Annotated in this window: 10 protein-coding genes; 7 read left to right on the forward strand and 3 right to left on the reverse strand. The window is 71.0% G+C overall.

Translation table 11 applies throughout. From position 1 onward, the window contains the following. The first annotated feature begins 1 nt into the window (after window position 1). Window positions 2-625: a TetR/AcrR family transcriptional regulator gene (locus tag P8A20_RS29425; protein WP_147962170.1), complete on the forward strand. Its 624-nt coding sequence runs from the start codon at window positions 2-4 to the stop codon at window positions 623-625. Between the two features lie 40 nt (window positions 626-665). Here the strand turns inward: P8A20_RS29425 and P8A20_RS29430 are convergent, their stop codons facing one another. Then, entirely contained in the window at window positions 666-1,127 is a 462-nt protein-coding gene (locus P8A20_RS29430; RefSeq protein ID WP_147962171.1) for a MaoC family dehydratase, read from the reverse strand. A gap of 158 nt (window positions 1,128-1,285) precedes the next feature. Between P8A20_RS29430 and soxR the strand changes: the two genes are divergently transcribed. Beyond that, window positions 1,286-1,759 (forward strand): redox-sensitive transcriptional activator SoxR, encoded by a 474-nt coding sequence (soxR, locus tag P8A20_RS29435; RefSeq protein ID WP_147962172.1) that lies wholly within the window; start codon window positions 1,286-1,288, stop codon window positions 1,757-1,759. Window positions 1,760-1,871: 112 nt separating this feature from the next. On the opposite strand, the gene P8A20_RS29440 is transcribed toward soxR, so the two are convergent. Next, window positions 1,872-2,483, reverse strand: coding sequence for a hypothetical protein (locus P8A20_RS29440; protein ID WP_147962173.1), 612 nt, complete (start codon window positions 2,481-2,483; stop codon window positions 1,872-1,874). Between the two features lie 221 nt (window positions 2,484-2,704). On the opposite strand from P8A20_RS29440, the gene P8A20_RS29445 reads away from it, so the two are divergent. Together P8A20_RS29445 and P8A20_RS29450 are read left to right on the forward strand one after the other, a co-directional pair. After that, entirely contained in the window at window positions 2,705-5,533 is a 2,829-nt protein-coding gene (locus P8A20_RS29445) for a penicillin acylase family protein (RefSeq protein WP_306104531.1), read from the forward strand. 303 nt (window positions 5,534-5,836) lie between these two features. Then, complete coding sequence (locus P8A20_RS29450; protein WP_261988900.1) at window positions 5,837-8,350, forward strand: N-acetylmuramoyl-L-alanine amidase; 2,514 nt, start codon at window positions 5,837-5,839, stop codon at window positions 8,348-8,350. 74 nt (window positions 8,351-8,424) lie between these two features. Here the strand turns inward: P8A20_RS29450 and P8A20_RS29455 are convergent, their stop codons facing one another. Then, complete coding sequence (locus P8A20_RS29455) at window positions 8,425-9,687, reverse strand: exo-beta-N-acetylmuramidase NamZ family protein (RefSeq protein WP_147962176.1); 1,263 nt, start codon at window positions 9,685-9,687, stop codon at window positions 8,425-8,427. 171 nt (window positions 9,688-9,858) lie between these two features. Between P8A20_RS29455 and P8A20_RS29460 the strand changes: the two genes are divergently transcribed. Genes P8A20_RS29460 through P8A20_RS29470 form a run of 3 tightly spaced genes read left to right on the forward strand, consistent with a single transcriptional unit; the run spans window position 9,859 to window position 12,920 of the window. After that, entirely contained in the window at window positions 9,859-10,623 is a 765-nt protein-coding gene (locus P8A20_RS29460; RefSeq protein WP_147962177.1) for an SDR family oxidoreductase, read from the forward strand. Then, a complete protein-coding gene (locus tag P8A20_RS29465) occupies window positions 10,620-12,287 on the forward strand; it encodes an AMP-binding protein (RefSeq protein ID WP_306104532.1) in 1,668 nt (555 codons plus the stop codon). Before P8A20_RS29460 ends, P8A20_RS29465 begins: the two co-directional genes overlap by 4 nt. Before the next feature lie 39 nt (window positions 12,288-12,326). Continuing rightward, complete coding sequence (locus P8A20_RS29470; RefSeq protein ID WP_147962179.1) at window positions 12,327-12,920, forward strand: TetR/AcrR family transcriptional regulator; 594 nt, start codon at window positions 12,327-12,329, stop codon at window positions 12,918-12,920. Window positions 12,921-13,042 lie beyond the last annotated feature (122 nt).

A 13,042-nucleotide genomic window follows, 5' to 3' on the forward strand; every position in this document is an offset into this window, starting at 1 on the left:
GATGAGCACGGCGGAGGAGACCGACGGCGAGAACACGCCGTGGAGCGAGGTGACACCCGAAGCGGCCCGGCGACTGCTCGTCGCCGCCGTCGAGGCGTTCGCCGAGCGTGGCTACCACGCGACCACCACCCGTGACATCGCCGGCCGGGCCGGGATGAGCCCTGCCGCGCTGTACATCCACTACAAGACGAAGGAAGAGCTGCTCCACCGGATCAGCAGGATCGGCCACGACCGGGCGCTGCGCCTCCTGGAGACCGCGGCCGACAGCGGTGGCACCCCGTCCGACCGGCTCGCCGACGCCGTCCGCTCCTTCGTCCGCTGGCACGCCGAACGTCACACCACGGCCCGCGTGGTCCAGTACGAACTGGAGGCCCTCGGCGACGAGCACCGTGCCGAGATCGTCGCCCTGCGCAGGAAGAGCGACGCCGCGGTGCGCCGGATCATCAGCGAGGGTGTCCGGGCCGGCGAGTTCGACGTCCCCGACGTCCCGGGCACCACGCTCGCCGTGCTGTCCCTGTGCATCGACGTGGCGCGCTGGTTCAACGCGCAGGGCAGCCGGACGCCCGAGGAGGTCGGCACCCTCTACGCGGACCTCGTCCTGCGCATGGTGGGCGCCCAGAAGTGAGGCCGGGCGCCCCCGCGGCGCCCGGCGCCGGCGGCACGCCTCAGAAGTAGTAGCGCGAGACCGACTCCGCGACGCAGGCCGGCTTGTCGCCGCCCTCGCGCTCGACCGTGACGAGGGCGGTCACCTGCACACCGCCGCCCGCCTCCTCGACGTCCTTGAGCACGGCCGTGGCGCGAAGCCGGGAGCCGACGGGGACGGTCGAGGGGAAGCGGACCTTGTTGGTCCCGTAGTTGATGCCCATCTTCGCGCCCTCGACCCGCAGGATCTGCGGGACGAGCACCGGCAGCAGCGACAGCGTCAGATAGCCGTGCGCGATCGTGGTGCCGAACGGCCCTGCCGCGGCGCGCTCCGGGTCCACATGGATCCACTGGTGGTCACCGGTGGCCTCGGCGAACTGGTCGATCCTCTTCTGCTCGATCTCCAGCCATTCGCTGTGACCGAGCTCCTGGCCCACCCCGTCCCGCAGCTCCTGTGCGGACGTGAAGATCTTCGGCTCTGCCATGTTCGTGGTCCCTGCCTTCCGGGCTGTCGGCCGCCCTGTCCGGGGCGATGTCTAAGCGCTTGCTCAGCATGGTTGGGCCGCGCTTCCCTGTCAACGAGGGACCGCCTGCTTTCCGAAGTGGCGGCAGGGGCCGAGGTGCGGCCATTAGGGTTCGGGGAGTGCCGCAGATCCCGCAGTCATACCAAGAACTCACCGTCGGCCAGCTCTCCGCCCGTAGCGGCGCCGCGGTGTCGGCCCTTCACTTCTACGAGTCCAAGGGGCTGATCAGCAGCACCCGCACCAGTGGCAACCAGCGTCGCTACAGCAGGGACGCGCTGCGTCGTGTGGCGTTCGTCAGGGCGGCGCAGCGGGTGGGCATCCCCCTCGCCACCGTCAGGGAGGCGCTGGCGGAGCTGCCGGAGGAGCGCACGCCGAACCACGAGGACTGGGCCCGGCTCTCCCGGGCGTGGCGCTCGGAACTCGACGAGCGCATCAAGCAGCTCGGGCGGCTGCGTGACCATCTCACCGACTGCATCGGCTGCGGGTGCCTGTCCCTGGAGACCTGCGTGCTGTCCAACCCCGACGACGTCTTCGGCGACCGGCTGACCGGGTCGCGGCTGATGCCCGAGCGGGGTGCGGCGGACCGCACCTGAGTACGCCGGAGCGCACCGGGCCGGTGTCGGCCACGCGTGCCCGCGGGGCCGGCCGGTGTCCTCGTGGCGCGCGTGCCCACCGGCCGTTCCTGCCGCGCCCCGTCGCCGGCCTTCAGGCCGCCGACGCCAGTTCCCTCGTCCGCGCTCTTCTCGCCTCGGACAACGCGCCCGCCGTCAGGACGGGCCGGGGGACCACGATCCCGCACCCCGTGCAGACCGGCCCCGCCCACGGTTCGCGGTCCAGGTCCTGGCGCCAGACGATGCCGGTCCCCGTACAGACCGGGCAGGCCGTGCCCGGCTTCGCCCCCAGGGCGGCGATGAGCCGTCCCAGGACATCACCCAGGGGTGCGCTGGGATGGACCCCCGGATCCTCGCAGTGCGCGATCCCGTTGCCGCCCCAGGTCCGCCGGTGCCAGTCGTCGAACGTTCCGGGCCTCCGCAGCCCGTCGTGCTTCTCACGGCGTCGCCGTTCGGCGAAGCCCGCTTCGTACGCGAGCCAGACGGCCCGCGCCTCCTCCAGTTCCTCCAGCGCCCGGATCAGGCGCCCCGGGTCGGGGGCCCTGTCCTCGGGCTCGATCCCGTGCCGGGCGCACAGGTGATCCCAGGTCGCCCGGTGACCGTAGGGGGCGAACCGCTCCAGGCATTTGCGCAGTGAGTACCGCCGCAAAGCCATATCGCCCCGTGGATCGCGGACCTGTCTCGCAAGACTCCGGAAACCGGCCATGGCACTGCCACCTCCGTCGCTCGTACTTCGGCGTCAAGGGATGGACGTACGACTGCCCTGTTCGGCTCCATCCAAGGGTGAAATGCGTCCACGGACTGAGACGGTCCATGTGAGGCCGTGCGAGGGCGTGTGGCGATTCGGAAAAAGTGACTGATGTTCATCTTACCGGCGGGGCCTACCGCCAGTAACCTCCGGCGCATCGGCCACCCGGAGGAGCACGCATGCCCCCACGCACCCGCACGCTCAGAGCCGCCACAGTCGCGGCCGTTCTCGCTCTCGGTACGTCCCTGCTCGCCTCGGCGCCCAGCGCCGGAGCGGCGGAGCCGGAACCCCTCGCCGTCACCGACCACTGCGGCAGCCAGTGTGCCGACATCCTGCCGCCCGGTGAGAACGGCAACGCCACGCTCGTGGAGATCCTCGGCAACAAGGCGTTCGGCACGCACCCCGCGCACAGTGACGACCAGCTCGACCGCTACAACGGACTGGTCGCCGGCCACACCGGCCTCACCGACCAGAAGCTGACCGACTTCTTCAACGACGCGTCCTTCGGGGTCGCCGCCGACCAGGTCGAGTCCACGACGAAGCCGCGCGAGGACGTCACGATCACCCGCGACAAGAAGAGCGGCGTCCCCCACATCAAGGGCACCACCCGCTACGGCACCGAGTTCGGCGCCGGGTTCGCCGCCGGACAGGACCGGTTGTGGCTGATGGACCTCTTCCGCCACATCGGACGCGGCGAGCTCACCTCCTTCGCCGGGGGAGCGCTGGCCAACCAGGGCCTGGAGCAGCAGTTCTGGCCACAGGCCCCGTACACCGAGGCGGACCTGGAGGCCCAGGTCGAATGGATCAGGACCACGGAGGGCCCTCGGGGCGAGCAGGCGATGGCCGACGCGCAGGCCTACGTCGACGGCATCAACGCCTACCGGGTGAAGTCCAAGAACGGCCGCTACTTCCCGGGTGAGTACGTCCTCACCGGGAAGATCGACTCGATCACGAACGTGGGCGAGATCCAGCCGTTCAAGCTCACCGACCTGATCTCGATCGCCTCGGTGGTCGGCGGACAGTTCGGCGGGGGAGGGGGCGGCGAGGTCCAGGCCGCGCTCTCGCTGCTCGCCGCCCAGCAGAAGTACGGGGTCCAGGAGGGAACCCGGGTCTGGGAGTCCTTCCGCCAGCGCAACGACCCCGAGGCCGTCCTCACCGTCCACGACGGCACCTCGTTCCCGTACGCGGGCAAGCCCGACAACGCCCGCGGCACCGCCCTTCCCGACCCGGGCTCGGTCACCCCGGAACCCCTGATACACGACCGCACCGGCTCGGCCGGCACCAACGCCAAGGCCCCCGTGAAGGCGCCGGACGCCCTCGCTCCGCTCCAGGGCATGTACGACGACGGCGTCATCCCGGAGGGCTCGCTGCCCGGATCCGGTGAAGGCGCCCAGAAGCGCGGGATGTCCAACGCCCTGCTGGTCTCAGGCAAGCACACCGCGAGCGGCAACCCGGTCGCGGTCATGGGCCCCCAGACCGGCTACTTCGCCCCGCAGCTGATGATGCTCCAGGAGCTCCAGGGACCCGGCATCAGCGCCCGTGGCGTCTCCTTCGCAGGCGTCGGCATGTACATCCAGATGGGCCGCGGCCAGGACTACGCCTGGAGCGCGACCTCCGCGGCGCAGGACATCACCGACACCTATGCGGTCGAGCTGTGCGAACCCGACGGCTCCGCGCCCACCAAGAACTCCGCGCACTACCGCGCCGACGGCGCCTGCACGCCCATGGAGAAGCTGGAGCGCGCCAACTCCTGGAAGCCCACCGTCGCCGACTCCACCGCCAAGGGCTCCTACCGGATGCAGGTGTGGCGCACCGACTACGGGATCGTCAGCCACCGTGCCACGGTGGGCGGGAAGCCGGTCGCGTACACCTCGCTGCGCACCACCTACCGGCACGAGGCCGACTCGATCATCGGCTTCCAGATGCTCAACGACCCGGCGGTCGTGACCGACGCGGCCTCCTTCCAGCAGGCGGCGAGCAACATCGACTACGCCTTCAACTGGTTCTACGCCGACTCGCGCACCACGGCCTTCTACAACAGCGGCATGAACCCGGTGCGCGCGGCCGGGGTGGACGCCGCCCTGCCGGTCAGGGCCGAGAAGGCGTACGAGTGGCGGGGCTACGACCCGGCGGCCAACACCACCGACTACACCCCCTTCGCCGAGCACCCGCGCTCCAGCGGCCAGGACTACTACATCTCCTGGAACAACCGTCAGGCCAAGGACTACTCGACAGCGGCCTTCGGGTTCGGCGCCGTGCACCGGGGTGACCTGCTCGACGACAGGGTGTCCGCACTCGTGGCGGCCGGCGGGGTGACCCGGGCCTCCCTCACCCGCGCGATGGAGGAGGCTGCCCTCACCGACCTGCGCGGCGAGCAGCTGCTGCCCGAGCTGCTGAAGGTGCTGCGCTCCCAGCCGGTCACGGACCCGGCGCTCGACGCGGTGGTCCAGAAGCTCGACTCCTGGCGGGCCGCCGGCGCCCAGCGCAAGGAGACGAGCCCCGGGTCGCACACGTACACGCACGCCGACGCGGTACGGATCATGGACGCGTGGTGGCCGAAACTGGTCGAGGCCGAGTTCCGTCCCGGCCTGGGCGACGGTCTCTACACGGCGCTGACCGCGAGCCTCGCCACCGACGAGTCGCCCGCGGCGAGCCACGGACCGAGCGGGGCGCACAGCGGATCCGCGTTCCAGTACGGCTGGTGGGGCTTCGCCGACAAGGACCTGCGTCAGGTGCTCGGTCAGTCCGTCAAGGGCCCGCTGGCGAAGACGTACTGCGGCGGGGGCGACCTGAGCGCCTGCCGTTCCGCCCTCCTCGGGACCCTGAAGGAGGCGGCGGCCGTACCCGCCACCACGGTCTACCCGGGTGACGACAGCTGCAAGGCCGGCGAGCAGTGGTGCACGGACGCGATCGTGCACCGGCCGCTCGGCGGCATCTCACAGAAGTCGATCCACTGGCAGAACCGCCCGACCTACCAGCAGGTCGTGGAGTTCCCCTCGCACCGCTGAGGGCGCTTCATCGAACGACCCGTCAGCTGACGTACCAACAGAACTGGCTCCCCGCACCGCTGTTCACGGCGGTGTGGGGAGTCGCGTTCGTGTGTGGGTGGATGCGTGCAGGGCACCCCGGTCCGTTCCGGCCGGACGGGGGGCCGTATCATTCCGCAGTTCGATCAAGCTGCGTCAAGGGGTGGGGACAACTTGAGAGTGAATCGGGTACGCGGTACGGCTGTGGCCGCCGCACTCGGAGTCGTAGCCGTTCTGGGGTTCCAGAACGTGGCGAGCGGCGCCGACGCGCAGGATGCGCGGAACGTGAGCCTGCCGACCGCCTACGGCGCCGCGGCGCACCAGGACGGTCCGGTCAGGAGCGAGGTGCACAAGCTCCCGCTGAAGTCCGAGGGGCACGGCGAGGCCGCCCTCTCACGGCGTACGACGGAGCCGTTCGGCATGCTGGGCGTGTCCTGGCCCGACGCCGACGCTGAGGTCAGGGGCGAGATCGAGGCAAGGACGCGCAGCGCGGAGACCGGTGAGTGGTCCGACTGGATCACCCTGGAGCCGTACCTGCCCGGCCTGGACGGCGAGCGTCCGTCCGAGCGCGGCTCCACGGAGCCCGTCTGGGTCGGCCGCTCCGACGGTGCCGAGGTGCGGGTCGGTGACGGCGCGGCCTCCGGCACCCTTCCGGCGGGACTCCGGCTCGACATGGTCGACCCGGTCGCCGGCGGCGACCAGGCACAGGGAGGCGCCGCGGACGCCGCACCCGCCGCCTTCACGTCCGCCGCGGTCGACCCGGGTCCGCCGTCCACGGTTCCGCAGCCCCCGGTCGTCAGCCGGGCGCAGTGGGGCGCCGACGAGTCCCTGAACGACGAGGGTCCGATCTACCTCGAGAAGGGCGTCATCAAGGCCGTCTTCGTGCACCACACCACGGACGGCACGTACAACTGTGCCGACTCCGCGGCCGTCGTGCGGGCCCTGCACGTCTACCACGTGAAGACGAACGGCTGGCGCGACCTCGGCTACAACTTCCTGGTCGACAAGTGCGGGACGATCTTCGAGGGCCGTCAGGGCGGCATCGACCAGCCCGTCATGGGCGCGCACACCTACGGCTTCAACAGCGAGTCGACCAGCGTCGCGATCATCGGGAACTACACGACCGCCGGAGCGCCCGCCGCCGCTCTGGAGGCGACCGCACGGGTCGCCGCGTACAAGCTCGGACAGTACGGCGGTGACCCGGCCGGCAGCACCACGCTGGTGGCGGGCGCCACGCAGAAGAACTACGCCGGCAAGGAGTTCGTCGCCGGGCAGTCCTATCCGTTCAGCCAGATCTCGGGCCACCGGGACGGCTTCAACACCGAGTGCCCGGGCATGAAGCTCTACCCGCAGCTCGGGGACATCCGGACGCTGGCGGCCGGACCCGTGCAGGCGCTCAAGGTCACCTCGGTCGGCGGTGGGGCGTTCGCCGTCGAATCCGGCTACGAGACCCCCGGTCCCGTCACGCTGAACTGGTCCACGAGCACGCCCAGTTCGCTGATCAGCGGCTTCGAGCTCCTCGTCGACGGCCGGAGCGTCGCCACCGTCGCGGGCAGCGCCCGCTCCGCCTCCACGACGCTCGTTCCGGGCGCCCACAAGGTCGAGGTGAAGGCTGTCCACCAGTCGGGCCGGACCACGGTCGCCACGGCGGTGAACGTGAACGTCCCCAGCCCGAAGACGTTCGTGCCCGTCACCCCCGAGCGGGTCATGGACACCCGTGCGGGCCTCGGTGTGCCGAAGGCGCCGGTCGGCGCGGGCGGCGTCGTCACCCTCCAGGTGACCGGTGCCAACGGCATCCCCGCCACCGGCGTCGGCGCCGTCGTGCTCAATGTGACGGCGACGAACGTGACGGGGGAGACGAGCTATGTGTCCGTCTATCCGGACGGCACGACGCGCACGAGTGCGTCGAACCTGAACCTGGTGAAGGGGCAGACGGCGCCGAACCTGGTGATCGTGCCCGTGGTGAACGGGAAGGTGAACTTCTACAACCGTTCCGGGACCCTGGACCTGCTCGCCGACGTCACCGGCTACTTCACCTCCGTCGGTGAGGGCTCCACGCACGTCAACCTGGGGCCGAAGCGTGTGATGGACACCCGTGAGGGTCTGGGTGTGCCGAAGGCGCCGGTCGGCGCGGACAGTGCGGTCACCCTTCAGGTCGCCGGCGTCGACGGTGTGCCGGCCGAGGGTGTCACGGCTGTCGTGCTGAACGTGACGGCGACCAACGTCACCGGGGCGACCAGTTACGTGTCGGTCTATCCGGACGGGACCGAGCGCACGAGCGCGTCGAACCTGAACCTCGTCAAGGGGCAGACGGCGCCGAACCTGGTGATCGTGCCCGTGGTGAACGGGAAGGTGAACTTCTACAACCGTTCCGGGACCCTGGACCTGATCGCCGACATCACCGGCTACTTCGCCACCGGCGACGAGGGCGCGTCCCACGTCAACCTGGGGCCGAAGCGTGTGATGGACACCCGTGAGGGTCTGGGCGTGCCGAAGGCGCCGGTCGGCGCGGACGGTGTCGTCACCCTTCAGGTCGCCGGCGTCGACGGTGTGCCGGCCGAGGGTGTCACGGCTGTCGTGCTGAACGTGACGGCGACGAACGTCACCGGGGCGACCAGTTACGTGTCGGTCTATCCGGACGGGACCGAGCGCACGAGCGCGTCGAACCTGAACCTGGTGAAGGGCGAGACGGCCGCGAACCTGGTGATCGTGCCCGTGGTGAACGGGAAGGTGAGTTTCTACAACCGTTCCGGGACCCTGGACCTGATCGCCGACATCACCGGTTACTTCCGCAAGTGAGCTGAGACGGGGGCGGGGTGGTACGGGCCAGGCCCGTACCACCCCGCCCCCGTCGTGTCCGGGGCCCCGCACGCTCACCGGTAGAGCAGGTACTCCCGCCGCGTCCGCCGGAACGCGGCGAGGTCGGCTGCCCAGGCCCCCACCACCTCGTCCGTGTCCGCTCCCGCGTCGATCATCGTGCGGACCCGGGTGTTGCCGGAGAGCCGGTCGATGGCGTTGTCCGCCCGCCACGCGAACCCGCTCCACGTCCGCTTCGCGGTGACCAGCAGGGCGATGCCGGTGCGTACGGGGTCGAACGCCTCCCGGTCCTGGACGTGCACCTGCACCCCTCCGACCGTCTTCCCCTGGAACTTGGAGAACGTCGGCGCGAAGTACGCCTCGCGGAAGGCGACTCCGGGCAGGTCGAGCGCGTTCGCGGCCGCCGCCCACCGGTGGTCGACGCCCTCCGCGCCCAGCAGTTCGAAGGGCCGCGTCGTGCCCCGGCCCTCAGAGAGGTTCGTCCCCTCGAACAGACAGGTCCCGGAGTAGACCACCGCCGTCTCCGGCGTCGGCATGTTGGGGCTGGGCGGTACCCACGGCAGACCCGTGGCGTCGAAGAAGTCGGCACGCCGCCAGCCGGACATCTTCACCACCTCCAGCTCCACCGGACTCTCCGCCAGGAACTCCGTGTTGAAGAGCAGTGCCAGCTCCGCCACCGTCATGCCGTGCGCCTGCGAGATCTCCCGGCGTCCCACGAACGACGCGAAGGCCGGATCGAGCACGGGCCCCAGAGCCGCCCTGCCGGTGACCGGATTCGGCCGGTCCAGGACGACGAAGCGCTTGCCGGCGAGCGCGGCAGCCTCCATGCAGTCGTACAGGGTCCAGATGTACGTGTAGAACCGGGCCCCGGCGTCCTGGATGTCGAAGACCACCGTGTCCACACCGGACGCCGTGAAGATGTCGGCGAGCGGCCGGCCGCTCTTCAGATACGTGTCGTAGACCGGCAGCCCGGTCGCCGGGTCGTCGTACCGGCCCTCCGAACCGCCCGCCTGCGCGGTGCCCCGGAAGCCGTGTTCGGGGCCGAAGACCGCGGTCAGGTTCACCCGGTCGTCGGGGTGCATCACGTCGACGATGTGCCGGACGTCGCCGGTGATCCCGGTCGGGTTGGTGACGATGCCCACCTTCTCACCGGCGAGCAGCCGGTACCCGTCTGCGGCCAGCCGGTCGAAGCCGGTACGGACCCGGTTACGCCCGGCTCCGTGGCCGGCGGCGACGGCCGTCCCCGGCCCGGCGGCGGTCGTCGCGAGGGCCCCCATCGCACCGCCGGCAGCCAGCAAACCACGCCTGGACAGGGTCATTCCGCTACCTCCATGATCGCTTCGACTGTCATGGTCACGCACGCTAGCGCGGGTGCGGGCCACACGGAACGGCCATGACTGGGCAGATTCCCAGTCCTGCCCGGAACCCCTTCCCCGATCACATACCGACTGGTTAGTCTGCCGGGAGGACGGCTGAGAGAGGCGGAGCGGATGAGTACGGTGCAGGGCGCTGGCGTAGTGGTGACCGGAGCCGGGGGCGGGATCGGAGCCGCTCTCGCCCGGAGGTTCGCCGCGGAGGGCGCGCGGGTCGTCGTCAACGACCTGGACGGCGGCCGGGTGGAGGCCCTCGCCCAGGAGATCGGCGGAACCGTCGTCGCGGGGGACGCCTCCGGCATCGTGGACGCCGCTCGCGACGCCCTCGGCGGCACGGTCGACGTCTACTGCGCCAACGCCGGACTCGCGTCGGGCGGGGACGCCTTCGCCGAGGAGGACGTCTGGGCCGCGGCCTGGGACGTCAACGTCATGTCCCATGTGCGCGCGGCCAGGGCGCTGCTGCCGGACTGGCTGGAACGGGGCAGCGGCCGCTTCGTCTCCACCGCCTCGGCGGCCGGGCTGCTGACGATGATCGGCGCCGCCCCGTACAGCGTCACCAAGCACGGCGCCGTCGCCTTCGCGGAATGGCTCTCGCTCACCTACCGGCACCGCGGCGTCAAGGTCCACACGATCTGCCCCCAGGGCGTACGGACGGACATGCTCACGGCCGCCGGTTCCGCCGGCGACCTCGTGCTCGCGCCCACCGCGATCGAGCCGGAGGCCGTCGCCGACGCCCTCTTCGACGCCATGGAGCAGGACCGTTTCCTGGTCCTGCCGCATCCCGAGGTGGCCGGCTACTACCGCGCCCGCGCCAAGGACCCCGACCACTGGCTCGGCAACATGAACCACCTCCAGCAGAAGTGGGAGGGAGCCGGAGCATGACCGACTCGATCTACGCGGCGAAGCCCTGGACGGCCCTGCTCAGCGAGGCACAGCTCGCACCCGTCCACCCCGCCGAAACCATGGTCCACGCCTTCCGGGCGGCCGTCGGGCGGGCCCCGGAGCACACCGCGCTGGCCTACTTCGACGGGCGCCTCAGCTACCGCGAGACCGACGAGCTGTCCGACTCCGTGGCAGGGCACCTCGCCGCCGAGGGGCTGCGACGCGGCGACCGCGTCGCGATCATGCTCCAGAACACCCCGCACTTCGTCCTCGCGCTGCTCGGCGCCTGGAAGGCCGGTGCGACCGTCGTCCCGCTCAACCCGATGTACAAGTCCGGCGAGGTCGCTCACGTACTGAAGGACGCGGAGGTCACCGCGCTGATCTGCTCCGACCGCGCCTGGGAGTCCTACCTGCGGGCCACCGCCGAGGCCGCGCCGAGCGTGAGGATCGCGCTCACGGCCTGCGAGCTCGACCTCCAGTCGGCCGACGACCCCCGCGTGCTCGGCTTCGAGCGGCTTCCCGCGCCCGGCCCCGGCGACCTGGCGCGCGACCTGGTGACCGTGGCGCGCGGAGGGCTCGCCGCACCGGCCGGCCGGGAGCTCACCTCCGAGGACACCGCCCTCATCAGCTACACCTCCGGGACGAGCGGCACCCCCAAGGGGGCCATGAACTCCCAGGGCAACATCATGATCAACGCCGAGCGGCAGCGGGCCGGCCACCCCATCGACGAGGGCTCGGCCTACTTCGCGCTGGCCCCGCTCTTCCACATCACCGGCATGGTGTGCCAGCTCGCCGCCTGCGTCGCCAACACGGGCACCCTGGTCCTCGCCTACCGCTTCGAGGCGAGCGTCGTCCTGGAGGCCTTCGCGGAGCACCGCCCGGCCTACACGGTGGGCCCGTCGACCGCCTTCATGGCGCTCGCCGCGCACCCGGGGGTCACCCGGGAGCACTTCGCCTCCTTCAAGGTCATCTCCTCCGGCGGCGCGCCGCTGCCGCCGGCGCTGGTCGAGAAGTTCCGCGACGGCTTCGGTCCGTACATCCGCAACGGCTACGGGCTCACGGAGTGCACCGCGCCCTGCGCCTCGGTCCCGCCGGAGCACGAGGCGCCCGTCGACCCGGTGTCCGGGACCCTCTCCGTCGGCCTGCCCGGACCCGACACCGTGGTCAGGATCATCGACGAGAAGGGCGACGACGTCCCCTTCGGCGAACAGGGCGAGATCGCCGTACGCGGGCCCCAGGTCGTCTCCGGCTACTGGCACCTGCCCGAGGCCACCGCGGCCGCCTTCCCGGACGGGGAACTGCGCACCGGGGACATCGGGTTCATGGACACGGCCGGCTGGCTGTACGTGGTGGACCGCAAGAAGGACATGATCAACGCCTCCGGTTTCAAGGTCTGGCCCCGGGAGGTCGAGGACGTCCTCTACACCCATCCGGCGGTCCGGGAGGCGGCGGTGGTCGGCGTTCCCGACGCCTACCGCGGGGAGACCGTCCGGGCCTACGTCAGCCTGCGGCCGGGCGCCGGGACCGAACCGGGCGAGCTGAGCGCGTACTGCAGGGAACGGCTCGCCGCGTACAAGTACCCGCGCGAAGTGGAGATCCTGGCGGAGCTCCCGAAGACGGCGAGTGGGAAGATCCTCAGGCGGGAACTGCGTTCCCCTCGCTAGAACAGTTCACGCACGGTACGAGAGGACAGGTGGCGGCACATGGCCAAGGCGACGGACGGGAACGGTGCGCCCGTCCCCCAGAGGCTGCTGGCCGCCGCCACCCGGCTCTTCGCGGAGCGCGGCTACGACCGCACCTCCGTGCAGGAGATCGTCGAGGCGGCGGGAGTGACCAAGGGGGCGCTCTACCACTACTTCGGCTCCAAGGAGGACCTCCTCCAGGAGGTCTACGCCCGGGTGCTGCGGCTCCAGCAGGAGCGGCTCGACGCCTTCGCGAACGCCGAGGCGCCGGTCGAGCGGCGGCTGCGTGACGCGGCGGCGGACGTGGTCGTCACCACCATCGAGAACCTTGACGACGCCTCCATCTTCTTCCGCTCCATGCACCATCTGAGCCCGGAGAAGAACAAGCAGGTACGGATCGAGCGCCGGCGCTACCACGAGCGCTTCCGGGCCCTGATCGAGGAGGGGCAGCAGGCCGGGGTGTTCTCGACAGCGACCCCGGCGGACCTCGTCGTCGACTACCACTTCGGCTCGGTCCACCACCTGTCCACCTGGTACCGCCCGGACGGCCCGCTCAGCCAGCAGGAGGTCGCGGACCACCTGGCCGACCTGCTGCTGAGGGCCCTGCGCCCCTGAGGGCGTCCCGGACGTAGGCGAGCCGCACCGGCCGCGCCCCGGCCGCCGGATTGGGCGGTGCGGGACCGGACCCGCTCGCGAGTGCCCGATATGCGGACGGCTCTGTCCGGATTCCACCCTTG

The sequence above is a fragment of the Streptomyces sp. Alt3 genome, from assembly GCF_030719215.1.
GTDB lineage: Bacteria > Actinomycetota > Actinomycetes > Streptomycetales > Streptomycetaceae > Streptomyces > Streptomyces glycanivorans.

What these genes read in the sequence shown, in the direction of transcription:
- P8A20_RS29430 (WP_147962171.1), bottom strand. Translation starts at nt 1,127, where the DNA reads ATGGCAGAGCCGAAGATCTTCACGTCCGCACAGGAGCTGCGGGACGGG.
- P8A20_RS29455 (WP_147962176.1), bottom strand. Translation starts at nt 9,687, where the DNA reads ATGACCCTGTCCAGGCGTGGTTTGCTGGCTGCCGGCGGTGCGATGGGG.
- P8A20_RS29465 (WP_306104532.1), top strand. Translation starts at nt 10,620, where the DNA reads ATGACCGACTCGATCTACGCGGCGAAGCCCTGGACGGCCCTGCTCAGC.
- P8A20_RS29425 (WP_147962170.1), top strand. Translation starts at nt 2, where the DNA reads ATGAGCACGGCGGAGGAGACCGACGGCGAGAACACGCCGTGGAGCGAG.
- P8A20_RS29460 (WP_147962177.1), top strand. Translation starts at nt 9,859, where the DNA reads ATGAGTACGGTGCAGGGCGCTGGCGTAGTGGTGACCGGAGCCGGGGGC.
- P8A20_RS29440 (WP_147962173.1), bottom strand. Translation starts at nt 2,483, where the DNA reads ATGGCCGGTTTCCGGAGTCTTGCGAGACAGGTCCGCGATCCACGGGGC.
- P8A20_RS29470 (WP_147962179.1), top strand. Translation starts at nt 12,327, where the DNA reads ATGGCCAAGGCGACGGACGGGAACGGTGCGCCCGTCCCCCAGAGGCTG.
- P8A20_RS29445 (WP_306104531.1), top strand. Translation starts at nt 2,705, where the DNA reads ATGCCCCCACGCACCCGCACGCTCAGAGCCGCCACAGTCGCGGCCGTT.